Origin of the sequence: Providencia sp. wls1922, assembly GCF_009706505.1 — a bacterium.
In the GTDB taxonomy this organism is placed as follows: domain Bacteria; phylum Pseudomonadota; class Gammaproteobacteria; order Enterobacterales; family Enterobacteriaceae; genus Providencia; species Providencia lanzhouensis.
The window spans coordinates 13,221-37,485 of record NZ_WLUG01000112.1 but is presented as its reverse complement, the minus strand read 5'-3'; the positions used below and the strand labels follow the sequence as shown (position 1 = coordinate 37,485).

Sequence of the window (24,265 nt, the reverse complement as noted above, 5' to 3'; positions counted from 1 at the left end):
AAGGGCTTCCATTTGGAAGCCCTCAGAACGAAGTAATATTGAGATTAATTCACGCTCAACTGCATGGCGCAGCGATCAATGCTTTGAAACCCTGCATCCACTTCGTGTTGCAAGATATCTTGTAATTCGCGCGTCAATTGCGCCTCTTCCATTATCGAAAAACCAAGGCGCTGATAATACGGCGCATTCCACGGAATATCACGAAATGTGGTTAGTGTAACCTGACCAATCTGTTGGGACTGAGCGAACTCAATAACCTGCTGAATAAGCCGCTTACCTAAGCCCTGCCCTTGCGCTGACTGCTGAACTGAAAGCTCCACAATATGCAGGCTATCGCTCAAATGCTCCGCCATAATAAAGCCAACAGGCTGATCATGATTATCCACAGCGAGCCACTCTAAGCCATTCGCAATACACTCAATATGGTTTTCTTCCGGTTGAACTTCACCTTGGGCAATCCAATCAAACTTCGAATGCCCTGCAAAAGTCTGCCCCGCAGACGCTTCTACCTCAGGTAAAAATTGGGCATCTTCATGGGTTGCTAATCGAATAGAATACATGCGGTCAATAGAGTCCATAAAACTAACGCACGGTATCTAACAGTGTTTTCCACATGCCCAGCACCAAAATTTGGTCTGGCGGGGTCAATTCACCTGCTTTGATGGCGTTTTGGATACTCAGCTCAACGCGCTGATACAGTGCATCAACACTGGTTTCGTTCTCTTCTTCCAGCTCTGCTACAGCAAGGGTTAAGTGACCACGCAGATAGCCACCAGCAAACAGCTCATCATCGCTGGCGTGTTCAACCATATCATCAATTTTTGTCAGTATGCGTGTTTCAAAATCCGCAAGCATGCTTAATCCTTACTGTAGTGAGTGATTCTATTAGGCGAAAATATCTTCCGGATAAGGAAACAGTTCCGCGCAAAGTGGGGGTGTATTGTAAAACGATTGTAACGCATTAATAAAGCGCAGTGGTCTCTCTGGAATACCTTTTTCGAGGTACTCCATCACTTGACCATGCACTTTGCGCATAAAGGCAATACGGTCAGGTTCAAAATCCCCTTCCAAGTTGTCACAACTCACATTAAATGGGATACCTGTTGCCACACAGAAAAACCAATCCAATGCTTGAGGTTTGATTTCGACCACTTCAAAGTCACACTGAGTTTTTTCATCGCGACCATCTGGGCAGTACCAATAACCGTAATCCACTTGCTGGCGGCGTTTTTCCCCCGCAATGCACCAGTGAGAAATTTCATGGAGTGCACTGGTAAAAAAGCCATGTGCAAACACAATTTGGTTGTATGGTGTGGTGTCATCGGTAGGTAAATAGACAGGCTCGTCGTCCCCTTTTACCAATTTGGTATTGTACTCTTCGCCGAAACACTGTTCGAAAATATCAATAAGTTGCTGATAATGATGTTGGGTCATGGAACGCTTAAATCATCTTAAAATAATGTGAGAAACCAAGCTTTAATATCGTCACCGTGGCTGTCATTTAACAGCTTAATACTCATTAAGAGTGAAATCACGACGATCATCGGCCTGATAAGTTTTTGTCCTTTGGTTAACACTAAGCGAGCGCCAAGTCTCGCACCAACCATTTGGCCGGCAAGCATAACAAAACCGAGCACCCAAAGAACATGACCTCCGATAATAAAAAAGATCAAAGATCCGAAATTGGAGGCGAAATTTAACAATTTAGCATGGGCGGTAGCTTTGGCGAGGTTATACCCTAATAGTAGGACATAAGCGAGCGCTAAAAATGAGCCAGTTCCTGGACCAAATGCCCCATCATAAAAGCCGATACTCATCCCCGCAGCAACCCCAAAGATTGGCATGCTGACGCGCTGAGGTCTATCTTGCACACCCAAAGAGGGTGTGAGTAAGAAATAGAGACCGACACAGATGACCATTACTGGCAACAGCTGTTTCAAAAATGCGGTATCGATGGATTGAATTAAAATTGCCCCGAGCATTGCCCCTATTATGGTCATGACCACCGGGAAAATTTGCTCTCGCAAATTAATGGCTTTACGTCTTGCAAAATAGAGTGTGGCAGAGAATGAACCGCCAATGGCTTGTAATTTATTGGTCGCCAAGGTTTCGACAGGGGTGATCCCCACAGAAAGCAGCGCAGGAATCGTCAGTAAACCACCTCCCCCAGCGATAGAGTCAAGAAAACCAGCAAGTAGAGCGACAAAAAACAGCAGAGCGTAAACTTCAGGCGCAACGGCGGTAAGCCAATCCATTTCACATTCCAGATAAGTAAACTATCACAATGCAGATTTGTTATTTATTGGTTATCTTATTGAAAGTTAAGCAATATCACAGCCCGGATGGATTATAATCGAGGTTTCATCCTAACCTTTAACTCACAGTGGATACCCTTGCCAAGCAAGAATATCCACTGAAAAACGTCAATGACTTATTCGAATGGCGCCATTGCTGGCACAACATCCGCACATTGCCCACGGTGACGCAAAAAGTGATCCATCAGCACTATCGCCATCATGGCTTCCGCGATAGGCACCGCGCGAATGCCTACACAAGGGTCATGGCGACCTTTGGTGATCATCTCAACTTCTTCACCATCACGGTTCAAGGTTTTTCCTGAAACAGTAATGCTAGAGGTCGGTTTCATCGCGATATGGGCAATAATCGGCTGGCTGCTGCTAATGCCCCCTAAAATTCCACCAGCATGGTTAGATGTAAAACCATGGCGGGTGATTTCATCGCGGTTTTCACTGCCTTTTAAGCTCACCACTCCAAAACCATCGCCAATTTCTACGCCTTTTACTGCATTAATGCTCATCAGTGCATGAGCGATATCAGCATCTAAGCGGTCAAAAACTGGCTCGCCTAAACCCGCGGGAACGTTCTCAGCCACAACGGTGACTTTCGCACCAATGGAATCACCCTCTTTTTTCAAGCCACGTAACAGCTCATCAAGGGTATCCAATTTGCTTGGATCAGGGCAGAAGAATGGGTTTTCTTCGACAATCGACCAATCTTTAATTTCACACTCTACGCTGCCCATTTGGGTCAGACATGCACGAATTTGAATGCCAAATTTTTCTTGCAAGTATTTCTTGGCAATCGCCCCCGCAGCAACACGCATCGCGGTTTCACGGGCGGATGAACGACCGCCACCGCGATAATCGCGCAGACCATATTTCTGTTCATATGTGTAATCGGCGTGCCCTGGACGGAACACGTCTTTAATCGCACCATAATCTTGGGAACGTTGATCGGTATTTTCAATTAATAAACCGATACTGGTGCCTGTCGTCACACCGTTAAAAACCCCCGATAGGATTTTCACTTGGTCAGGTTCACGGCGCGCAGTGGTATAGCGCGATGTGCCTGGACGACGGCGGTCTAAATCTATTTGTAAATCTGCTTCTGTCAGCGCTAATCCCGGCGGAACACCGTCAACGATGCAGCCTAATGCTAGCCCGTGTGACTCTCCAAAAGTGGTCACACGAAACAGTTGCCCAATTGAATTTCCAGCCATTCCCTGTTTCCTATTTGCTTGCGATTCTTATACTTGTTAAGAAATATGATGTTATGCGTAACTATTATGTTTTATTTGATTATGCCGAGTAACGCAACTCTTTATTAATTAATATATTAATCAATATAAAGAGCAAAGTGCTCGTGATGTTCCACCAACTGTTCACGGGTTAACATAAACACGCCGTCACCACCAAATTCGAAATCTAACCAGATAAATGGAATATCTGGATATTGGTCAATCAGATGCACCATGCTGTTACCCACTTCGCACACCAAAATCCCCTCTTCAGTTAAGAAGCGCGGAGCGTTAGCGAGAATGCGGCGAACCAGTTTCAGACCATCGCTACCAGCCGCCAACGCCAGCTCAGGCTCGACACGGAACTCTTGTGGCAGATCGTCCATATCTTCGGCATCCACATACGGCGGATTGGTGACAATCAGGTCATATTTAACGTCTGGCATATCTCTGAATAAATCAGAACGAATTGGGATCACACGGTGCTCTAAACCATGATTCGCAATGTTTTGCTCAGTCACAGCCAAGACATCCGTAGAGATATCCACGGCATCCACTTCAGCTTCAGGGAATTCATGGGCGCAGGCAATCGCAATGCAGCCACTTCCCGTACACAGGTCAAGGATGGTTTGTGGTTCATCAGATAATAAACCCACAAAATGGTTGTTAATCAGCTCACCAATTGGCGAACGCGGGATCAGCACTCGCTCATCCACATAGAATTCATGTCCACAGAACCACGAACTGTTAGTCAGATAGGCAACTGGAATACGGTCATTGATACGGCGTAATACGCGCTCAATAATGCGGTGACGCTCCGTTGGAGTCAGGCGCGAAGTTAGTAGCTCATCCGGTAAATCCAGCGGTAAATACAGGCTTGGCAAAACTAACTGTAAAGCTTCATCCCATGGGTTATCGGTGCCGTGACCATAATAGATATTGGCAGCATTAAAGCGGCTCATGGTCCAACGTAAAATGTCTTGAATGGTATGAAGTTCTGCGACGGCTTCATCAACGAAGATCTTTTCCAAGAAGGGATTCTCCTGCCTGTGGATTAAAAGGAAAAATTTGAATGGCTAAAGTTTGCCACGAAGTGAAAGACAAATCAGCAGATTAATGTAAGAAAATACGCAGATAAGCACTTGTTTGCGCATTTTGGCGCTAAAAATAACCGCGCCCCGGATTTTCATCAAGGGCGCAGTGTTTATCATGATATTAAAAACGTTACGCTAATTCTTCGACTTCTTTCTCGGTTTCTTCCGGTTTTTTCACCCATACCGCGTAAGCAATAGTGAGTAACAACAACCAACCGATCCCCACATACAGCGCAATTCGAGTACTTTCGAAATAACCTAATACACCGAAAATAAACACCATAAAGGCAATTGCAAGGATAGGCGCAACTGGCCACATCGGTACTGGGAATTTCAATTGCTGAACTTGCTCTGGCGTCATCTTACGGCGCATCGCAAATTGTGCCAGTAAAATCATGAACCAGACCCAAATCGTGGCAAACGTGGCAATCGAAGCGATCACTAAGAACACATCTTCAGGGATCAGATAGTTCAGTACCACACCAATAAACAGTACCAGCACCATGACTAACACCGTCATCCATGGCACCCCATTTTTGGTTAACTTAGTGAATGATTTAGGCGCCTGCCCTTCATGAGCCATGCCGTACATCATGCGACCGGCACCAAAAATATCACTATTAATTGCCGAGATGGCGGCGGTGATCACCACCACGTTCAAGATATTCGCCGCAGCTGAAATGCCTAAACTATCAAAAATCTGCACAAACGGGCTGCCATTTTGGCCAATTTGATTCCATGGGTAGATGCACATCAGTACAAACAACGTTAATACGTAGAACAGTAAGATACGTACAGGCACCGCATTAATGGCTTTAGGAATAGTCACTTCTGGGTTTTTGGCTTCGCTCGCCGTGATCCCGATGACTTCAATTCCCCCAAAGGCGAACATGACCACGGCAAATGAGGCGATGACCCCGCCTATGCCATTTGGCATAAACCCACCATGGTCAAATAGGTTTGATACCCCAACCGCATGTTCAGAGGCTTGACCGAAGCCAAACATCATAATGGCAGCGCCACCGACGATCATCGCGACAATCGCCCCCACTTTCACTATCGACAACCAAAATTCCATTTCGCCGAATGTTTTGACGTGGCACAGGTTAATGGCACCGATAAAACAGATAATGCTGAGCACCCAAATCCACTGAGCCACATCAGGGAACCATAATTTCATATAGACCCCAAATGCCGTCACGTCAGCCAAGCAGACAATGAGCATTTCAAAAACATACGTCCAACCTGTGAAAAAGCCCGCTCGCGGACCTAAATAGTGGCTAGCATATTGGGAGAATGATCCTGCCAATGGGCTACGAACCGCCATTTCACCAAGAGCACGCATCACCATAAAAACAGCGGCGCCCCCAATAATATAAGCCAGTAAAACGGCCGGACCGGCAGTTTCAATGGCTTTGGCTGAACCATAAAATAACCCCGTTCCTATTGCTGAACCGAGGGCCATAAATCGGATGTGGCGCGCAGAAAGCCCACGCGCAAGTTGTGATGTGCTTTGCATGTTGTGTCCTTCGTATTTTTATCAGTCGTTTCGAAGAGAATTCGCAGCCGATACATAGTCGGCTGCTTCTAAAACACTTACTTATAGGAACTATCGGTATATGAACGACAAGTTTTTATGAATGAAAAACCGAGTTTGCTGCAAACAACGTGGCAAGTTTATGTTGATCAATAAGCGAGATAGCCGCCTCGATATCCGGTGCGAAATAACGGTCTTTATCGTAATACGCGACTTTATCACGCAGGGTTTTACGGGCTTTTTCCAGTTTTTCGCTCGATTTCAAACCGTCGCGGAAATCCATTCCCTGACACGCAGATAACCATTCAATGGCTAAAATGCCTGTCACGTTTTTCGCCATTTCCCATAAACGGCGACCTGCTGCTGGTGCCATGGAAACGTGGTCTTCTTGGTTAGCAGATGTTGGTAAACTATCCACGCTAGATGGATGCGCTAATGCTTTGTTTTCACTGGCTAATGCTGCTGCCGTCACCTGTGCAATCATAAAGCCGGAGTTCACACCACCATTGTTAACTAAGAATGGCGGTAATTGGGACATGTGCGTGTCCATCAACATCGCAATGCGTCGCTCTGATAATGCACCTATTTCGGCTAATGCCAGCGCGATATTGTCCGACGCCATAGCAACTGGCTCCGCATGGAAGTTACCACCAGAAATAATGTCGCCATTATCGGTAAACACCAGCGGGTTATCGGATACCGCATTAGATTCAATTAAAATAACTTCTGCCGCTTGACGGATTTGCGTTAAACACGCGCCCATCACTTGAGGCTGACAGCGTAATGAATACGGGTCTTGGACTTTAGAACAATTTGCGTGAGATTGGGACAGTTCGCTGGTTGGCGATAACACATCGCGGAACAGCGCAGCCACATCGATTTGACCTTTTTGACCACGAACTTCTTGGACTCGCGCATCAAATGGCTTGCGAGAGCCTAATGTCGCTTCTACGCTTAACGCCCCACACACAATGCCGGATAACAGCAGATTTTCCGCCGCAAACAAGCCTTTTAACGCAAACGCGGTTGAGGTTTGAGTGCCGTTCAGGAGTGCCAAACCTTCTTTAGCTTCCAGAGTTAATGGTTTCAAGCCCGCTTTTTCTAACGCTTTTTTCGCAGGTAGCCATTGACCTTCAAAGCGCGCCTGCCCTTCGCCAATCAGAATTAAGCTCATATGTGCTAGCGGCGCTAAATCACCCGATGCGCCCACTGACCCTTTTGCAGGAATATACGGGTAGACTTGTGCGTTAACCAGTGCAATCAGCGCTTCAATCACCTCTAAGCGAATGCCTGAGAAACCACGCGCAAGGCTGTTTATCTTTAATACCATAATCAAGCGAACCAGATCATCGTCCAGTGGTTCACCAACGCCAGCCGCATGAGACATCACAATAGAGCGCTGTAAAGATTGCAAATCTTTGCTGGCAATACGGGTGTTAGCAAGTAAACCAAACCCAGTATTGATGCCATACGCGGTTTTATCTTCCGCAATAATTTGATTTACGGTCGCAACGCTTTTGGCAATGACGCTGTGGGCATGTTTATCTAACGCAACAGTCACTGGTTTTTGGAAAACAACGCGTAATTCGTCGAGTGTCATTTTCCCTGGATGGATAGTTAATTTAGTCATCAATGGCACTCCTTAACGTGTTTTTAGCATAGGTAGGTTTAAGTTTTTCTCTTTAGCGCATTCGATAGCGATGTCATAGCCCGCATCCGCGTGGCGCATCACCCCTGTCGCTGGGTCATTGTGCAGTACGCGAGCAATACGCTCCGCCGCTGCATCTGTACCATCGCAGACAATCACTACGCCAGAATGTTGAGAGAAGCCCATTCCAACACCGCCACCATGGTGTAATGACACCCATGTCGCGCCGCTCGCCGTATTTAATAGCGCGTTCAGTAACGGCCAATCCGACACCGCATCCGAGCCATCTTTCATCGCTTCAGTTTCACGGTTTGGACTCGCTACCGAGCCTGAATCTAAATGGTCACGACCAATAACAATCGGTGCAGAGATCTCGCCACTTCTGACCATTTCATTGAACGCTAAACCTAACTTGGCACGATCCCCCAAACCAACCCAGCAAATACGTGCTGGTAAGCCTTGGAAACTAATACGCTCACGCGCCATGTCCAGCCAACGATGCAGATGTTTATCATCTGGCAGTAATTCTTTCACTTTAGCATCTGTTTTATAGATATCTTCAGGATCCCCTGATAACGCCACCCAACGGAATGGACCAACACCGCGGCAAAATAGTGGGCGAATATAGGCTGGAACAAATCCAGGGAAATCAAATGCATGTTCAACACCCATTTCCAACGCCATTTGACGAATATTGTTACCGTAATCGAATGTTGGAATACCTTGGGCTTGGAAAGCCAACATCGCTTTCACATGTTCCGCCATGGATTTTTTCGCCGCCAACGCAGTACCTTGTGGGTCTTTCACGCTCTTTTCGCGATACTCATCCCAGCTCATACCAATCGGCAGATAGCCATTGAGCGGGTCATGAGCACTGGTTTGGTCGGTAACCATGTCTGGCTTAATGCCACGACGAACCATTTCAGGTAAAACTTCAGCCGCGTTAGCACACAGTGCGATAGAAACAGCTTTGCCTTCTGATGTGTACTTTTTGATGCGCGCTAATGCGTCATCCAGATCAGTGGCTTGTTCATCCACATAACGGGTTCTTAAACGGAAATCGATACGGCTTTGCTGGCACTCAATATTTAATGAGCAAGCTCCTGCTAATGTTGCCGCTAATGGCTGTGCCCCCCCCATTCCACCTAGACCGGCGGTTAATACCCAACGCCCTGTAAGATCGCCATTGTAATGTTGGCGCCCCGCTTCAACGAAGGTTTCATAGGTACCTTGCACAATCCCTTGGCTACCAATATAAATCCAGCTTCCAGCGGTCATTTGACCATACATGGCTAAGCCTTTTGCATCCAACTCGTTGAAATGCTCCCAATTCGCCCAATGCGGTACAAGGTTAGAGTTAGCGATTAATACACGGGGGGCATTTTCGTGGGTTTTGAATACACCGACAGGTTTCCCTGATTGCACCAGCAGGGTTTCGTCGCTATCTAGCTGTTTCAGGGATTCAATAATTTGGTCATAGCATTGCCAGTTACGGGCTGCACGGCCAATCCCACCATAAACCACAAGCTCATGGGGATTTTCTGCCACGTCAGGATCGAGGTTGTTCATCAACATGCGCAGTGGCGCTTCTGTCAGCCAACTTTTAGCTGTTAAGGTCGTTCCACGAGGTGCTCGAATTTCAATATTACGATATTTGTTATTTAACTTTGTCACGAATATACCCTCACTTAGATGCGTGTTTGACTTATTGCGTCTCCTTATAGATATAGTTGTATATACATGTACGATCAATTTATTTTTTAACAATTGTGATGACTAAAACAGACTCTAACGAAAAATATTATTCATTAAAAACAATGAAATAAAAAAACACCCTTTGATTTTACTGATGTTTTTTTATTCTAAATCTGCCTACCAGATCACATTTAGTTCACAGTTATTTTACATTTATCTTAGGGATGATAGGGGTCAGCACAGCCATAATGGCTGCGCTCATGCCGACGGAATGGTCTTATTTCATACCACTAGGAAGAAAAACTGCCTTTCAGTTTATATCGATGACCGGGAAACAATAACTTCGTACTGGTCACGATATGGCTTTGTGACCATGTTCGGCGGGTAATTTGCAGGCAGGATGCGCCCACATGCACTTGCAAAAGCCGAGCACTGCGGTCATCCGCCTCTACCGCTTCAACAATATGCTCACCCTGAGTCAACGGCGCAACACGGGATAAATAATCGTGGGGAGTGATGGTCAGAAAGTCTTGTTCCAGATAATCCAGTGCTGCCAGCGCATTCACAAAACGATCTTCAATTTGCACAGGAATATCATTCTCCAAATGGACAATCACGGAATGATAAACCGGCGTTTCTGGGGAAATATTTAACTCTTTTGCCAGTGTGACTGATGCACTGACTTTCTCTAACTTGTTAATTTTGCAGCTGTATTGATGATTTCTGGCGAGGATCTCATCTTCAATGCTGTGGATTTCAAACAAAGCGGATTGCCCTTTAGGTTCGGCAACAAAGGTGCCAACCCCTTGAAGACGCACCAATAACCCTTCAGCGGTAAGCTCCCGTAAGGCTCGGTTTGCCGTCATTCGGCTACAATCAAACTGCACAACTAACTCGGCTTCTGAAGGCACACGGTCGTTGGCTTGCCACTCTCCTGCTTGTATTTTTTCAATAATTGACTGCTTAACTTGCAAATACAATGGAACAGGAGTTTTCAGCTTCGGTTTTTTTTCGGCTGTCACGTTTATTTCCAAATAAGTAATGTGTGTGAGTCGTCAACATTGAAAATCAATCAAAATAATTACTGCCTATAGTGGAGGTGATATTCCTAGGCAGCAATCAGAACTTTATGAATACATCAGAATTTTATGAGCAAATAATATTATAACCTGAAAAACAGAAACGCTTTTTCTATTTTAACTAAAATAAACCATTAATTTTTATGGGTGACTTTTCCTTGATAAACACGCTGATTTAATGGATTGCTGCCCTGTTCATAAATCATTTCTACCGGATCCTTGGCATCCCATACCACAAAGTTAGCTTGATAGCCGACGCGTAATTGCCCAAGGCTATGTTCTCGCCCTAATGCTTTTGCTGCATGGCGTGTCACTCCTGCCCAAATTTCTTCAGGGGTTAATCTAAATAATACCGCCGCCATATTCATCACCATACGCAGTGAGGCAAATGGGCTGGTGCCTGGATTAAAGTCCGTGGAGATGGCCATAGGTACTTGGTTTTCGCGTAATAGTTCAATCGGCGGTAGTTTGGTTTCGCGTAAAAAATAGAACGCACCAGGTAATAATACTGCCACGGTTCCACTGCGTTTGAGGGCTTGAATACCTTGGAGATCTAAGTATTCAATATGGTCGACTGATAGCCCGTTAAATTCTGCCACCAGCTCACTTCCCCCTAAATTAGAGAGTTGCTCGACATGTCCTTTTACTGGAATTCCTAGTTTTTTCGCTGCTAAGAATAACTTCTCGCTTTGTTTAAGAGAAAAGCCAACACTTTCACAGAACACGTCCACGGCATCAAATAGCCCTTTTTTCCATAGCTGCGGCATAATTTCATCGCAAATAAGGTCAATATAATCGTCAGCTTTACCTTTATATTCTGGCGGAACTGTATGCGCGGAAAGTAATGTCGAGCTCACGTCGATCGGATAAGCTGCAAATAATCGTTTTGCCACTGACAGTTGTTTCTCTTCATTGACAAGATCTAACCCATAACCCGATTTCATTTCAACAGTAGTGACGCCTTCACCGATCAACGCTTCTAAACGCGGTTTCGACACCTCATATAACCCATCTTCACTCATAGCTCGTGTGGAGCGAACGGTAGAATTGATTCCGCCACCTTGTGCGCTAATTGTTTCATAGGAGACGCCATTCATACGTTGTTCCCACTCTGCGGCTCGGTTACCACCAAACACTAAGTGGGTATGGCAATCAATTAGTCCCGGCGTGATTAAGCGACCTTCAACATCAATGATGTGGCAGCCGTTGGCATCAACTTTGTCGCTTGGGTGAATGGCAATGATCTGCTCACCACGAATGATTAAATCGTGATTTTCCAATAACCCATATGCCGTTCCAAGTTCACTATTCATTGTGGCGATCCGCCCGTTACGCCAGATCACATCATTTGCGTGTGCTTTAAATAACATAAATCATCCCATGGCAACAGAAACCCGATTCGGCTTCACATATGAAAGGTACAGATATAAACGTATAGATATGTATATACAATTAGACTACTTATCGGTCTGTTGTCAATGTTTACTCTCGTAAAAGTTATAAATTTGTTACGTAGCGCTAAAAATATTCTATGATAACTGTTCATGGGAAAAATGGGTTACACTACGCTCCGTTTTGTGGGTTCTGTTTTGCCCATCCAAGAAAGCATCATTTATTAACAATTGATTTATAAACAATGACTAAAAATAAATTCGCCTTAGAAGACGGCGACATCAATCTCTTTAAAGACGCTATTCAAGGTGCTAAGAAAATTCACCAAGACCAAATAGTGCATGCCCCTATTCGTGCGAAAGTCACTCAACCATCCAGTAAAAAAGTTCAGCAAGAACAAGTGGATGCTTCATTTTATTTTTCTGATGAATTTCAACCACAGCTAGATAATGAAGGTCCTACTCGTTATTTAAGACCGGATGCCAACCCGTATGAGCTGAAAAAATTACGTCGTGGAGACTATGTGCCGGAGTTATTTCTGGATCTCCATGGGTTAACCCAAATGGAAGCGAAACAAGAAATTGGCGCGTTAATTGCAGCCTGTAAGCGGGAAAATGTCCATTGTGCCTGCATTATGCATGGACACGGTAAGCATATTTTGAAGCAGCAAACACCTCTATGGCTTGCCCAACATCCTGATATTGTCGCTTTTCACCAAGCCCCTAAAGAGTGGGGTGGCAATGCTTCGCTGCTATTATTAATTGAAACGACTGAGAGTGCTCGCCGTTAAGCACTCACTTCGTTTAGTTTTCATCCCCTAGGATGCTCAAACTTAAGATTGGGTCAACGAAATCTGCGATGGGCTGAGCATCCATTCTAAGTGACACTTCATCTGCTCAGTATCCACCTCAACGCATGCAATCGTCGATGTTGTAAACATTGGCGGTGCTTCGTGGGGACATAACTCCGAGACCAAATAGCCGACCAGTGGCAGGTGCGAAACCACCAAAACTGCCTTGGCACCACTAAATGCATAATCTCGAATTTGAGAGGCAACCCAATCCGCATTTCCTCCGGGGGTTAGCCCTTCCATGATTTGCGCTTGCGCTGGCAACGATAATTCCTCACGCATCACTTGTAATGTCTGTTCCGCGCGCAAATAGGGGCTCACTAATACGGTATCAATTTGAGGTTGGCGGGCTTTTAGCCATTTCGCCATCAGTACCGAATCATCTTTTCCCTTTTGGGTTAATGGTCTCGCTGAATCACTCGCCGCCTGAATTGCAGCATCACCGTGACGCATAATATAAACTTGCATAATCCACCATCTGTGCCGCAGTCCCACAGGAGAATACGGGTCTTTTTGTTAAGATAATTATTGTTAAAGATAACCATCAGTTGGGGTGAGGAGAGATTCTGCAACAAACCCGTTGCAAATAAAATGATTTACATTGTTTTTTACTGACATTTTTTTGTCATTCAGCCATAAAAAAACCTGATAACCACAGCGTTTAACTGTGGCATCAGGTTGATTAGACAGCGATTATCGCTTATTAAATATCACTATTTTCTTCCGCTGAAGATGCATTTTTTTCATGATCATTCACCGGATAAAACGTGCGATTAGACTGTGCCATTTCAATCAATAAGTCGCATGGCACAAACTTATCACCATGTTTTTCCGCTAAGTGTTGCAACGTTTCCACGGTTTTACTGAGGCCAAGGCTATCCATATAACGGAAAGGCCCCCCAAAGAATGGCGGGAAACCAATTCCAAATACCGCACCAATATCCCCATCTCGCGCGCTACGGATAATCTTCTCATCTAAACAACGTGCAGCCTCATTGAGCATTAACATAACGCAGCGTTGAGCAATATCCGTTTGGTTCGTTGACGTTGAGTGGTGAATGTTAATCAGTGAATAAATACCCTGGTCAACTTGACGTTTTGTGGATTTTTTCCAGAAAGCCAGCTTACTTTTTGGCTGCCCGTAAACATAAAAACCACGACCGTTTTTCTTCCCTTTACGGTCATCGTTGACCACTTTGTCGAGAGCGTCAGGGGCTTTAAAGCGGTTGCCAAAACGTTCAACGAGAATCGGTAAAATTTTGGTTCCAACATCAATACCCACTTCATCAAGTAGATGGAAAGGTCCAACAGGGAAACCAAATTTCACTAATGCCTTATCAATATGGTCAATCGCCTCGCCTTCCACAAGACATTGAGCCGCTTCACACAAATAAGGTGCCAGAATACGGTTCACATAGAAGCCCGCATCATCACCAACGACGATGGCTGTTTTACCTTGGCGCTTAGCAAAGGCAACCGTGGTTGCGATAGTAGTGGCATCCGTTTGCTGATGAGGGATCACTTCCACCAGCGGCATTTTATCCACAGGACTAAAATAGTGCAGCCCAATCACTTTCTCTGGATGAGGGCTACCTTCCGCAATACGATGGATAGGTAACGAAGAGGTATTTGAGGCAAAAATCGCTTTGCCATCTGACATTTTTGCGGTTTCTTGCACCATTTTACGTTTCAGTGCCAGATCTTCAAACACAGCCTCCACTACAATGTCTGCTGACTCTAATCCTTGATAGGTCAATGTTCCCGAGATTCTAGCCATAATCGCATCCCGCTCCCGAGGCGGTAAGCGCCTTTTACTCACTCGCTGAGAAAGCAGATCCCAGCTATAACGCAGAGCTTGAGCGATACCCTTGTCCGAAATATCTTTAATGCGTACCGGATATTTACCCAATACCGCACTCACATAAGCGATCCCGCCGCCCATCAAGCCACCACCAAGCACACCCACTTGTTTGATAGTTTTTGGTTTAGCGTCCGCCCCAGTTTCATTTTTCAATGCGGTAGAGGCAAAAAATAAACTACGTAATGCGGCAGATTCTGGTGTCATCGCCAGTTCACCAAACGCTTTGGCTTCTTCGGCGAATCCTGTTTTTAGCCCGCTATTCATACCCGCTTTCACCACCTGAATAATCTTTTCTGGTGCCGGATAGTGTCCTTGGGTTTTACTTAATGTTTTCTCTTTCGCGCTGGAGAAAACTTTATTACGCAATAACTTGCTACTGAGTAAACGCTGTTGCCAAGGGAGAGGCTTACGTTTTACGCCCCCTTTCTGCGCCAGCTCAACCGCCGTGTCCAGTAGAATCGAAACCGGAACTACGTCATCGATTAATCGCATTTTTAACGCTTGTTTACCTTTTAATTGGCGTCCTGTCAGCATCATGTCTAAGGCATTTGGGATCCCAATTAAACGCGGTAAACGCTGAGTGCCGCCGGATCCTGGCAGTAACCCTAACTGCACTTCAGGTAAACCCAGTTTGGTTTTATCGTCATCAGAACAAATGCGCGCATGGCAAGCGAGCGCTAACTCCAAGCCACCACCTAGGCATGCGCCGTGGATAGCTGCAATAATCGGCAGCGGATAATTTTCAATCTTATCGAACAGAGTGTGCCCCTGCTTAGATAGCTCACTCGCCTGCTCTTTACTGGTGCAGTTAGCTATCATGCTAATATCTGCTCCTGCGATAAAACTGTCTTTTTTACCGGAGGTGATCACCAATCCTTTCAGACCAGATGTCGATTGTGCTTGTTGTAAAATGGCATGAAATTGCTGCGCAAACTCCGCCTTTAGGGTGTTCACTTTTTCATTAGGAACATCAATATAAATCACCCCAACATTGCCATTGACTACCTTTAACGTGAATGCAGGTTCTGTGATGACTGCTGAATGTTGCGTCATTATTCCGCCTCCAAAATCATTGCCACACCAAGCCCACCCGCCGCACAAGCGGTAGTTAGCCCAAACCCGCCACCACGTCTACGTAGCTCATTCAATGTTTGAGTCACCATTCTCGCCCCTGTCGCGGCAAAAGGATGACCATAAGCAATAGAACCGCCCAGCACATTAAATTTGTCCATATCAATTTCCCCAATCGCCTTCGACAAGCCAAGCTTTTCCTGGGCAAATTTTTGACAGGCAAACATTTGAATATTGGAGAGAGTTTGAGCTGCGAACGCTTCGTGCATATCAATTAAAGTCAAATCTTGCAGAGTAAGCCCTGCTCTTTGTAAGGCAATCGGTGTGGCATAGGATGGTCCCAGTAGCATATCTTCCCACACATCAATTGCCGAGAAAGCATAACTTTTGATGTACCCTAACGGGGTATAACCTAATGCTTTTGCTCGAGATTCGGTCATCATCAACACAGCAGCCGCCCCATCCGTTAATGGCGTGCTGTTGGCTGCGGTAACGCTACCGTGTTTTCTATCAAAGGCAGGTCTGAGTTTCGCATAAGAAGCGAGCACGGAATTTTCACGCACGTTATTATCCTGCGAGAATGCCTGCTTGTAAGGTGGCATATATGCGGTCATCACTTCTTGCTCTAACACCCCGCTTTTCCAAGCTTTGGCAGCCAGCAAATGAGAACGATGGGCTAATTCATCTTGTTGCTCACGGCTAATATGGTAACTTTTCGCCATCTGTTCGGCGGTGTCTCCCATGCGTAATCCAGTGGAGTATTCCGCGACACCAGGTGCAACTGGCGCTAAATCTTTCAGGCGTAATTTACTGATAAGCGATAATTTTTGCCCAAATGATTTGGCTTTGCTTAGCGCCAATAGTGTGGCTGCGAGCTTTTTTGATACGCCGATAGGCAGCACAGAGGATGAATCTGCGCCACCCGCGACACCCACGGAAATATCCCCCACCATCATGCTTTGCGCGACATTCACAATCGCTTGAAAGCTGGTCGCACAGGCGCGAGAAACACTGTAAGCATCCGTCGATACGCTCATACCCGTACCCAACACAATTTCTCTCGCAATATTAGGTGCTTCAGGCATTTGAACCACTTGTCCAAAAACCAATTGCTCAATAATCGACGGGTCAATATCACTACGATGTAATAGTTCTGCAACGACGGTTTTGCCTAAATCCACGGCTGGAATATTGAGATAAGCGGTAGATTGCTTAGCAAAAGGCAAACGTAATCCACTAACGATAGCAATCCTTTCTTTTGTGGCATGCTTATTATCGCCATGGTGGGAGAGTTGATTCATGGTCGCTCCTGCTAAAAGAAAAATAAGTAGAATTGTTGTGATTAAATTAAGAGGTCTGACCTGTATCGATTGTTAACATATTCTTCACATTTATCAATCAGCGTCGATAAAAAATGCGAGCTCACACACAAGTTACAATTAATTGGCAATAAAGAGGGGAAATTAGGTAAGTTTTGAGTAATAAAAAACCCATTCACTTCTAAAAATGACGCATCCGCGAAATAATAGAGTTAATGGGCTTCAAAAAGGAATTCAAACGTTTGATTAACGTAAGCCTAATTGGAAAATCAGACTTTCTGCTTCACAGCTAAATGTAAAGTGAGCCGATAACTCTACACCACCCGCAACGGGGTTGATTGAGTGAGCAATTTCACACGGTTCTGACTCAACAGATTTGGCTTTTTCTGTGAGTGTTTTCAGCATCGCTTCAGCTTCTTGCTGAGTCGCAAAAACATGCTGATACGATGCGGTGCAATCTTTATTTTCCAGAACTGTACCCACATCTACACAGCAGCACGCAGCTGTTTCATCCGCGCTACAACGTTTAATCGCATCAGTCATTTTATTCTCCCAATGAACAAACTGTTAAGTAAGTATCATAACGCTGAAAAAGTGCCAAACACTAGTGATATCAAATTTAGTTGCTAATAATTCAATATAAGTTTGATCTAGCTCCTTATATGAGCACTTATTACTCGTTAAGCTCACACGAATGTTGCCATTTTGTTAATTACATCGCATTTTCGAAAAGAAAAATCGCACAAAAACAAAACAACCTTGCAACATCCCCAGTGGTCAGGCCTATACTCATTGAACTGGTCTGATTTGTCGTAGAGGCAAGCGACCCTACAATTCAGCGCTTCTTGCGATAGAAGTCGCTTATTTAAATAAAACATACAAGAGGGTTTTGGTCATGAACCAGAAAAACCTATTTGCTCGATCAGCTTTAGCAATCGCAGTGGCTGTTATTTCTTCCAATGCAAGTGCAGCTGGTTTTTTGCTGAATGAATATTCAACCTCAGCCCTAGGACGTGCATTTTCAGGCGCAGGAGCCGTCGGCGACAACGCAAGTGAAGGCAGCCGCAATCCAGCTGCAATGATGTTATTTGATCGACCAACTATTTCTGTTGGTGCAGTTCACATTAACCCAAGTGTTGATATTAAAGGTAAAGGTGGCTCACCACTTAATAGCAATACTACAGCCAACGATATCGCCCCAAGTGCGCTAGTCCCTAACGCACACTTTATCTTCCCAATTAATGATAAGTGGGCTGTCGGTACCTCAATGACCACTAACTTTGGTTTAGCTACCGATTTTAATAAAAATTATGCAGCAGGCCCTATCGGTGGAAAAACGGATTTAAAAACTGTTAACTTGAATTTAAGTGGCGCTTATCGTATTAACGATAATTTTAGTTTTGGTGTAGGTGCGAATGCCGTTTATGCTGACGCTGAAATCACTCGCCATGCTGGTGACTTAGGTGCATTAGCGCCAATTATCAGTCACGGAGCACTTCCCCCCTTCCCAGCAAGTACAACTATGGCAAAGCTTAAAGGTGATGACTGGGGCTATGGCTGGAATGCTGGCTTACTATATGAAATCAACCAAGATAACCGTTTAAGTTTTACCTACCGCTCAAAAGTAAAAGTAAAATTTGAAAATGGTAAGTTCTCTAACGATCTACCAAAAGGCCTACTCAACGGCACTGGTGGAGCAACAGAGAAAGGAACTTTAGACTTAAATTTACCTGATATCTGGGAGTTCTCTGGCTACCATAAAGTTGACCCTAAATGGGCGCTGCACTATAGCGTTGCCTATACTGGCTGGAGCACCTTCAAAGATTTAACAGCTTATAGAAAAAGTGATGGTGAAGTCCTGTTCCACAAACCAGAAAACTTTAAAGATGCATGGCGTTTAGCTGTCGGTACGACCTATTTCTATGATGATAATTGGACATTCCGTACGGGTATTGCTTACGATGAAAGTCCGGTACCATCTAAATACCGTTCAATTTCCATCCCAGATCAAGATCGTTATTGGTTAACTGCAGGAACCACCTATGCATTTACACCAAATGCCTCTGTAGATCTTGGATTAGCTTATATGTACGGTAAAAAAGTCAATATCAGTGAAAAACTGATCGAAAGTGACAAACTTCCTATCGCTTCACCTGTATACAACTTTAAATCAGAAGGTTCAGCGTGGTTAGCAGGTATTAACTTTAACTATACATTCTAATCAGTTATATCTTATCGGGGGAGTTCGCTCCCCTGATATCTCCTTTTCTATCTCTTCCTTTGCCCACTTTCCTTTTATGCTCTTCGCAGAAAAAACATCCTCAAGCCAAATTTTTTCTTGACTTTTTTTTGTACAGATTTATATATTAATTATAGCCCGATGTTATTTTATTGTTAAAAACATTCCCGCGGCTTATTCATGTACTGATCCCAGTCATAAATATCCACTCAATCATTTTGATATCGATTTTTAACTGCAATGCTGCCCTTCATTTTTTTGACATGAAGAAGCAGTAGAGTTGCTCACTAAGCTACCATCTGAGGAAAATCATGGAAAAAACATAGGAGGGCATTATGGGAACATTATTCACTATAAGCTTTGTTAGCGTGTTAGTCGTCAGTGCCGTGATTGACACAGTCATCCAACGAGGAAAACAGGACAATGACTAGCAGTTTATTTATCACTCTCTGATGTCTAAAAAAACATAGAGAGTGATAAACCCCACCAAATCAATCGATCAACTAATTAATCAATCGAATCCAGCTCTCCTTCAATGACTGACGCATTTGGGTTATTTGCTGGTTGCAGCGTTCCCCCTCTTGATAAGAAATCATTACGTTGGAAGTAAGCTTCGCGGAACATTAAGTAAGGGTCGGAAGAGCTTTTCAGCAATCCATCCGAATCAAGTAATCTTGCACGGGTTTCAATCCCTTCCAGTGCCCATTTACCCGCAGACATCCAGAAAGTTAAATAACTCAGCATTGGGTAGAGATCGTCCGCTAGATCACCACCTTGCTCACGCAATGTTGCGCTGCCATAACCCGGTAAAACCACATATGGGCCATAACCCACATCATAGTAGCCTAGTGTATTCCCGAAACGCTTTGGCTCTTCTTTGACTAACTGAGGGTTTGCCATGCCAGCAACATCAATTAAACCACCGATACCAAACACTGAGTTTAAGAAGAAGCGGTTAAAGTGCTTAAAGCCTTGCTCCACTTCTCCACGGAAAAAGCTGTTTAACATACTGGCCGGTTCTTCAAGGTTGCCAAGAAAGTTACTGAGTCCGTTTCGAGCAGGCATTGGCACGTAATCATTCCAAGCAACGGCTACAGGTCTTAAGACATATGGGTCTAAGACATTATAGTTAAAGTTAAACATTGCTCGGTTAAAGCCTTCTAACGGGTCTGAACGCTGCTGCGTTTCTGGGTCAACGCTCGCACATCCAGCCATTAAAACTCCCGCGAGAAGAACGCTACTTATGCGAAACTTCATCATTCTCTCCATCCTTTATTCCACCTTGCCATGGTGTTTTTATCGTTATTACTAATCGCTTTATCATAAAAGCAAATAGAAAAACATGTTAAGCGTTTTGAGTGGTTTAATTGCCATATAGATATAATTATAACCTATTTAATTATCAACTTATCATAAGAAATACATACGAATCCCCCCAAACGCCAGGGTTGCTTCAGTAAATGTCATTAATTAGTGCATTAACATAGAGATAGACTTATCTGAAATAATTTTAGGCTAAACTGCAAGATGCTTAAAAAACCAACAAAGAAAAGAATAAAAAAGATAAAAGCAGAAAATTTGGCTGTAACAGCTTGATTCAATGGAGGGTGGCCAGTAAAATGCCAAGCGCTATTACGCAGCATCTCAATGTCCCCTTAGTTAAATGGATATAACGAGCCCCTCCTAAGGGCTAGTTGCAGGTTCGATTCCTGCAGGGGACAGATTCCTACACTAAGCACTCCCCCAAGAACTTTCCCAATCTTTCTTCGCCCTATTTCGCTTTTACTTCTTCCCCTATAGTATTTTGCTTATATCCCTATTTGATGGACTGACCACGATGCGAACACTTTTTGCCTTATTAATTGGTATTCTTCTGATAGGTTGTACGATGGAAAAATCGCCTTCTGTTGTTATGACAGGGATGACATCAAACCAAGTGATGCAAATAGAAGGAACGCCGGATGAGCAAACGAGGCAGGATGGTTATCAGCTAATGGTTTATCATGATAAACAACAACCAGAAGCCACAGTAAAAATAACAGACCGCTGGTTTATTTTTAAGAATGGATACTTGTTAGAATATTCTACGCAATATTTAAATTCGTCTAATGCGACAAATACACCATTGAGATTAACTGCAAAACAAATATTATCTCAATGGATAGATAGCCAATCCTTACCAACAAACCCATCAGCTCACATGAACTAAAAGATAAACTGGTGCCATGAAGATTGTTATATTTCTTTAGAAAGATAATGGCGTTGCATGCCTAATTCCGGAAAATTAGGGAGTGACATTTGTTTCACGTAACCCAGTTTTTCATAAAATGGCAAAGCTTGGAAACTAAAAGTATCCACTAATGCATTGTGGCAGCCGAGTTTTTTACTCTCTTCTTCTGCGACGTGCATTAATTGGCTACCTAATCCATTCTTACGCATTGACTCATCCACCCACAGATAATCAATACATAACCATCGACCTTTAATTGACGCGAGAAGCCCACCCTGCATGATCCCATTTTCATCCTTGCTATACACACCAAGTTGCCCAAAATAGCTATTTTGCAAAAAAGATCGGTTGTAGCTTCTTAGACCAGTAAATAACTCTTCTTTATCTTCAGGGGTAATATCATGTGTAACTGTAACTTTCATAACAACCTCATTTTATTTATCGATATTTTTATGATGTAGAAAACATCCCGCCAACAAATTAATTATCGCTTACTGTCCGTATAACATCGTATTACGAATATCCTAGTTAGACACCATTTACTTAATTAAAAACTAAACATTTTTTATCTTGCCTGTAATTTTATTCACCGTAAAATCTCCCTAATCTTTCAGAAAAAATGTGAATAATATGACGCTTACCATTATTATTTTTGTGTTGGTCTATATCGCCATGGCATTTGGCAAACTACCCGGCTTTAAAGTTGATAGAACGGGCGCCGCCGTCATCGGTGCATTAGCCATGATGGCCATCGACAGCATCACGCCACCTCATGCCTGGAATGCCATTGATTACCGCACTATCGGCATGCTATTTGGTTTGATGGTGGTCTCCGCTTCGTTTGTGGTTTCCGGCTTTTATAGTTGGACCGCCGATCGCGTGGCGATGCTCAAAGTCAGTGCGCCTACACTGCTTGCCGTACTGATCGCCGTTGGCGGATTACTTTCCGCACTGTTAACCAACGACGTGGTTGTCGTCGCGATGACACCATTATTGGTCTCCATCACACTATCTCGCGGGCTTAACCCCATTCCGTTTCTGCTTGGATTCTGTTTTGCCGCCAACAACGGTGCAACCGGCTCGCTGATTGGTAGCCCGCAAAATATGATCGCGGCACAGGGGCTAGATATTTCCTTTGTGGGCTTATTACAATCCTCGGCAATACCGGCATTATTATCTTTACCGCTCACCTGGCTGGTATTGGTGTGGTTATATCGCAACCGCTGGTACTTAGCTAAAGAGCCGACTAATACCCCTAAAACGGTCTCTCCTCCAACACCACTCGATACATGGGAAACGGCTAAAGCCGGTGTGATCACACTCGCCGTAATTGTGGCTTTTGTGGTGAGTGATATACCAAAAGAGTTAATCGCATTAACGGCAGCGGGTTTCCTATTACTGAACCGTTCCATTGCATCTAGCGATATGCTTAAGTTAGTGGATGGGAATTTATTACTATTAATCATGGGATTATTTGTCGTCAACGCGGCATTTGCTGGAACAGGATTACCGCAGCAAATGTTGAATGATTTACGCGCCCATGGTGTTGAACTCAATAACCCATTCATTCTATTTTTAGTAACCGGCGTTCTCAGCACTATTGTCGGAAATAACCCCTCTGTCATGCTGCTGGTGCCTTTTTTAACGCCTGACGGTAACGCTGATGCATTAGGCGCCGCATTAGTCCTTGGCTCTGGTTTTTCCAGTAACTTGTTTGTGTTTGGTAGCTTGGCGGGCATTATTGTTGTGGAACAAGCGGCGGCTTATGGTGTGAAAATTTCATTCTCAGAATTTGCAAAATCTGGGGGAATTGTTGCCGTTCTCTGTATGCTATTAGCCACTGCATGGATTTTATTCGCGTTATAAAACTAACGCCTTTCTCAGCCTATTTAACTGAGAAAGGCGTTTAGGATTTTCAGGGAAGAATAGCAAATGAGCGCACAGGAAACCCACTAGCATTATTGGGTTTCGCCACAATATTAAAAATCACAGCACCACGAGTCGGTAATTGATCTAAATTCGCCATCAACTCTATTTGGTAAGTATCTTGTTCTAATACGTAATATTCACCTAATAGCGCGTTATTTTGGCGAAAATCTTTCGCTGCATCAGTATCAAATGTCTCATGCCCAATGGCTTTAATGCCACGCTCTTCAAATAAAAATTTGAGCGCATCCATACCCCATCCCGGGATTTGATTATTACCTTCTGCGTCTTTATTATCCATGGCTTCTTGAGAAGGCCAGCGCTTATGCCAATCTGTGCGTAGTGCTACAAAACTATCCGGTTCGATTCGCCCATGTTCACGCTCGAAAGCTAAAACATCTTCGCGAGAAAATGCAAAATTAGGGTCTTGTGCCGCTCGCTCAGATTGGTTGATAACAATCAGCGGTAAGACTAACTCTTGCAGCTCCAATTCATGTAAAAAGCGTTTTCCTTCAACAAAATGGCAAGGCGCGTCAATATGCGTGCCGTATTGCCCAGGAAAGGTAAATTGCTGAGCAAAAAAGCCGTCAGAGTAGCCAAATAATGTTTTAAATTCTGCAGAGTCAAACATAAAGAAATGAGGAGAATCTTTATCAAAGCTGTGCGTTAAATCCACCCATTTTTTGGATTTTAATACCTTTAGTGCATTTAAAACTTCGTTAGCCATCATTTTCCCCTATCTGGTTTTAGTCTTTATCAAGACAATTTTATTTTGCTATTTTTATT

General features: G+C 44.2%; 22 protein-coding genes and 1 tRNA gene. 5 read left to right on the top strand and 18 right to left on the bottom strand.

The window, feature by feature from the left end; all coding sequences use genetic code 11:
* Nucleotides 1-44: 44 nt before the first annotated feature.
* The 11 genes from GKR71_RS17080 to hutI all read right to left on the bottom strand — a co-directional run bounded on the left by GKR71_RS17080 (nt 45) and on the right by hutI (nt 11,961).
* The gene (locus GKR71_RS17080; RefSeq protein WP_108478569.1) at nt 45-578 is read right to left on the bottom strand and encodes a GNAT family N-acetyltransferase; all 534 of its coding nucleotides are present in this window, start codon (nt 576-578) and stop codon (nt 45-47) included.
* Between the two features lie 4 nt (nt 579-582).
* A complete protein-coding gene (locus tag GKR71_RS17075) occupies nt 583-855 on the bottom strand; it encodes a YfcL family protein (RefSeq protein ID WP_036949376.1) in 273 nt (90 codons plus the stop codon).
* Nucleotides 856-885: 30 nt separating this feature from the next.
* Nucleotides 886-1,434 (bottom strand): elongation factor P hydroxylase, encoded by a 549-nt coding sequence (locus tag GKR71_RS17070; RefSeq protein WP_154634626.1) that lies wholly within the window; start codon nt 1,432-1,434, stop codon nt 886-888.
* A gap of 17 nt (nt 1,435-1,451) precedes the next feature.
* Nucleotides 1,452-2,255 carry a TSUP family transporter gene (locus GKR71_RS17065; RefSeq protein ID WP_154634625.1) on the bottom strand — a complete coding sequence of 268 codons (804 nt, stop codon included), beginning with the start codon at nt 2,253-2,255 and terminating at the stop codon, nt 1,452-1,454.
* Nucleotides 2,256-2,431: 176 nt separating this feature from the next.
* Nucleotides 2,432-3,520 (bottom strand): chorismate synthase, encoded by a 1,089-nt coding sequence (aroC, locus tag GKR71_RS17060; RefSeq protein ID WP_154634624.1) that lies wholly within the window; start codon nt 3,518-3,520, stop codon nt 2,432-2,434.
* A 116-nt stretch (nt 3,521-3,636) separates the two neighbouring features.
* Nucleotides 3,637-4,569: a 50S ribosomal protein L3 N(5)-glutamine methyltransferase gene (gene prmB, locus GKR71_RS17055; RefSeq protein ID WP_036949367.1), complete on the bottom strand. Its 933-nt coding sequence runs from the start codon at nt 4,567-4,569 to the stop codon at nt 3,637-3,639.
* A 193-nt stretch (nt 4,570-4,762) separates the two neighbouring features.
* Nucleotides 4,763-6,151 carry an amino acid permease gene (locus tag GKR71_RS17050; protein WP_132495490.1) on the bottom strand — a complete coding sequence of 463 codons (1,389 nt, stop codon included), beginning with the start codon at nt 6,149-6,151 and terminating at the stop codon, nt 4,763-4,765.
* A 115-nt stretch (nt 6,152-6,266) separates the two neighbouring features.
* On the bottom strand, nt 6,267-7,799 hold the full coding sequence (gene hutH, locus GKR71_RS17045) for a histidine ammonia-lyase (RefSeq protein WP_036949361.1): 1,533 nt from the start codon (nt 7,797-7,799) through the stop codon (nt 6,267-6,269).
* A 12-nt stretch (nt 7,800-7,811) separates the two neighbouring features.
* Nucleotides 7,812-9,491 (bottom strand): urocanate hydratase, encoded by a 1,680-nt coding sequence (gene hutU / locus GKR71_RS17040; protein WP_230085112.1) that lies wholly within the window; start codon nt 9,489-9,491, stop codon nt 7,812-7,814.
* A 311-nt stretch (nt 9,492-9,802) separates the two neighbouring features.
* A complete protein-coding gene (gene hutC, locus GKR71_RS17035; RefSeq protein ID WP_230085111.1) occupies nt 9,803-10,534 on the bottom strand; it encodes a histidine utilization repressor in 732 nt (243 codons plus the stop codon).
* A gap of 191 nt (nt 10,535-10,725) precedes the next feature.
* On the bottom strand, nt 10,726-11,961 hold the full coding sequence (hutI, locus tag GKR71_RS17030) for an imidazolonepropionase (RefSeq protein ID WP_036949352.1): 1,236 nt from the start codon (nt 11,959-11,961) through the stop codon (nt 10,726-10,728).
* A gap of 266 nt (nt 11,962-12,227) precedes the next feature.
* Here hutI and smrB point away from each other — a divergent pair, with 266 nt between their 5' ends.
* Complete coding sequence (gene smrB, locus GKR71_RS17025) at nt 12,228-12,773, top strand: endonuclease SmrB (protein ID WP_036949350.1); 546 nt, start codon at nt 12,228-12,230, stop codon at nt 12,771-12,773.
* A gap of 42 nt (nt 12,774-12,815) precedes the next feature.
* Here smrB and sixA read toward each other — a convergent pair whose 3' ends face one another.
* The 4 genes from sixA to GKR71_RS17005 all read right to left on the bottom strand — a co-directional run bounded on the left by sixA (nt 12,816) and on the right by GKR71_RS17005 (nt 17,627).
* Nucleotides 12,816-13,301 (bottom strand): phosphohistidine phosphatase SixA, encoded by a 486-nt coding sequence (sixA, locus tag GKR71_RS17020; protein WP_132495498.1) that lies wholly within the window; start codon nt 13,299-13,301, stop codon nt 12,816-12,818.
* 235 nt (nt 13,302-13,536) lie between these two features.
* Complete coding sequence (fadJ, locus tag GKR71_RS17015) at nt 13,537-15,747, bottom strand: fatty acid oxidation complex subunit alpha FadJ (protein ID WP_154634622.1); 2,211 nt, start codon at nt 15,745-15,747, stop codon at nt 13,537-13,539.
* A complete protein-coding gene (gene fadI / locus GKR71_RS17010; RefSeq protein WP_108478561.1) occupies nt 15,747-17,066 on the bottom strand; it encodes an acetyl-CoA C-acyltransferase FadI in 1,320 nt (439 codons plus the stop codon). The genes fadJ and fadI overlap by 1 nt, the downstream gene beginning before the upstream one ends.
* 264 nt (nt 17,067-17,330) lie before the next feature.
* Nucleotides 17,331-17,627 (bottom strand): YfcZ/YiiS family protein, encoded by a 297-nt coding sequence (locus GKR71_RS17005; protein WP_080675607.1) that lies wholly within the window; start codon nt 17,625-17,627, stop codon nt 17,331-17,333.
* Between the two features lie 352 nt (nt 17,628-17,979).
* On the opposite strand from GKR71_RS17005, the gene fadL reads away from it, so the two are divergent.
* The gene (gene fadL / locus GKR71_RS17000; RefSeq protein ID WP_108478560.1) at nt 17,980-19,305 is read left to right on the top strand and encodes a long-chain fatty acid transporter FadL; all 1,326 of its coding nucleotides are present in this window, start codon (nt 17,980-17,982) and stop codon (nt 19,303-19,305) included.
* Between the two features lie 525 nt (nt 19,306-19,830).
* Here the strand turns inward: fadL and mlaA are convergent.
* Nucleotides 19,831-20,580, bottom strand: coding sequence for a phospholipid-binding lipoprotein MlaA (gene mlaA, locus GKR71_RS16995; protein WP_036949340.1), 750 nt, complete (start codon nt 20,578-20,580; stop codon nt 19,831-19,833).
* 392 nt (nt 20,581-20,972) lie between these two features.
* Between mlaA and GKR71_RS16990 the strand changes: the two genes are divergently transcribed.
* Together GKR71_RS16990 and GKR71_RS16985 are read left to right on the top strand one after the other, a co-directional pair.
* Nucleotides 20,973-21,044 (top strand) — tRNA-Arg (locus GKR71_RS16990).
* A 116-nt stretch (nt 21,045-21,160) separates the two neighbouring features.
* Nucleotides 21,161-21,532: a hypothetical protein gene (locus GKR71_RS16985; RefSeq protein ID WP_036949337.1), complete on the top strand. Its 372-nt coding sequence runs from the start codon at nt 21,161-21,163 to the stop codon at nt 21,530-21,532.
* Nucleotides 21,533-21,558: 26 nt separating this feature from the next.
* Here GKR71_RS16985 and GKR71_RS16980 read toward each other — a convergent pair whose 3' ends face one another.
* Entirely contained in the window at nt 21,559-21,975 is a 417-nt protein-coding gene (locus GKR71_RS16980) for a GNAT family N-acetyltransferase (protein ID WP_108478559.1), read from the bottom strand.
* A 208-nt stretch (nt 21,976-22,183) separates the two neighbouring features.
* On the opposite strand from GKR71_RS16980, the gene GKR71_RS16975 reads away from it, so the two are divergent.
* Complete coding sequence (locus GKR71_RS16975; RefSeq protein WP_108478558.1) at nt 22,184-23,419, top strand: SLC13 family permease; 1,236 nt, start codon at nt 22,184-22,186, stop codon at nt 23,417-23,419.
* 49 nt (nt 23,420-23,468) lie between these two features.
* Here GKR71_RS16975 and GKR71_RS16970 read toward each other — a convergent pair whose 3' ends face one another.
* Complete coding sequence (locus GKR71_RS16970) at nt 23,469-24,206, bottom strand: cyclase family protein (protein ID WP_108478557.1); 738 nt, start codon at nt 24,204-24,206, stop codon at nt 23,469-23,471.
* Nucleotides 24,207-24,265: the final 59 nt, after the last annotated feature.

What these genes read in the sequence shown, in the direction of transcription:
- mlaA (WP_036949340.1), bottom strand. Translation starts at nt 20,580, where the DNA reads ATGAAGTTTCGCATAAGTAGCGTTCTTCTCGCGGGAGTTTTAATGGCT.
- smrB (WP_036949350.1), top strand. Translation starts at nt 12,228, where the DNA reads ATGACTAAAAATAAATTCGCCTTAGAAGACGGCGACATCAATCTCTTT.
- hutH (WP_036949361.1), bottom strand. Translation starts at nt 7,799, where the DNA reads ATGACTAAATTAACTATCCATCCAGGGAAAATGACACTCGACGAATTA.
- GKR71_RS16985 (WP_036949337.1), top strand. Translation starts at nt 21,161, where the DNA reads ATGCGAACACTTTTTGCCTTATTAATTGGTATTCTTCTGATAGGTTGT.
- hutI (WP_036949352.1), bottom strand. Translation starts at nt 11,961, where the DNA reads ATGTTATTTAAAGCACACGCAAATGATGTGATCTGGCGTAACGGGCGG.
- GKR71_RS16975 (WP_108478558.1), top strand. Translation starts at nt 22,184, where the DNA reads ATGACGCTTACCATTATTATTTTTGTGTTGGTCTATATCGCCATGGCA.
- aroC (WP_154634624.1), bottom strand. Translation starts at nt 3,520, where the DNA reads ATGGCTGGAAATTCAATTGGGCAACTGTTTCGTGTGACCACTTTTGGA.
- GKR71_RS16980 (WP_108478559.1), bottom strand. Translation starts at nt 21,975, where the DNA reads ATGAAAGTTACAGTTACACATGATATTACCCCTGAAGATAAAGAAGAG.
- GKR71_RS17075 (WP_036949376.1), bottom strand. Translation starts at nt 855, where the DNA reads ATGCTTGCGGATTTTGAAACACGCATACTGACAAAAATTGATGATATG.
- GKR71_RS16970 (WP_108478557.1), bottom strand. Translation starts at nt 24,206, where the DNA reads ATGGCTAACGAAGTTTTAAATGCACTAAAGGTATTAAAATCCAAAAAA.
- GKR71_RS17065 (WP_154634625.1), bottom strand. Translation starts at nt 2,255, where the DNA reads ATGGATTGGCTTACCGCCGTTGCGCCTGAAGTTTACGCTCTGCTGTTT.
- GKR71_RS17070 (WP_154634626.1), bottom strand. Translation starts at nt 1,434, where the DNA reads ATGACCCAACATCATTATCAGCAACTTATTGATATTTTCGAACAGTGT.
- fadL (WP_108478560.1), top strand. Translation starts at nt 17,980, where the DNA reads ATGAACCAGAAAAACCTATTTGCTCGATCAGCTTTAGCAATCGCAGTG.
- fadJ (WP_154634622.1), bottom strand. Translation starts at nt 15,747, where the DNA reads ATGACGCAACATTCAGCAGTCATCACAGAACCTGCATTCACGTTAAAG.
- GKR71_RS17050 (WP_132495490.1), bottom strand. Translation starts at nt 6,151, where the DNA reads ATGCAAAGCACATCACAACTTGCGCGTGGGCTTTCTGCGCGCCACATC.
- fadI (WP_108478561.1), bottom strand. Translation starts at nt 17,066, where the DNA reads ATGAATCAACTCTCCCACCATGGCGATAATAAGCATGCCACAAAAGAA.
- GKR71_RS17080 (WP_108478569.1), bottom strand. Translation starts at nt 578, where the DNA reads ATGGACTCTATTGACCGCATGTATTCTATTCGATTAGCAACCCATGAA.
- sixA (WP_132495498.1), bottom strand. Translation starts at nt 13,301, where the DNA reads ATGCAAGTTTATATTATGCGTCACGGTGATGCTGCAATTCAGGCGGCG.
- GKR71_RS17005 (WP_080675607.1), bottom strand. Translation starts at nt 17,627, where the DNA reads ATGACTGATGCGATTAAACGTTGTAGCGCGGATGAAACAGCTGCGTGC.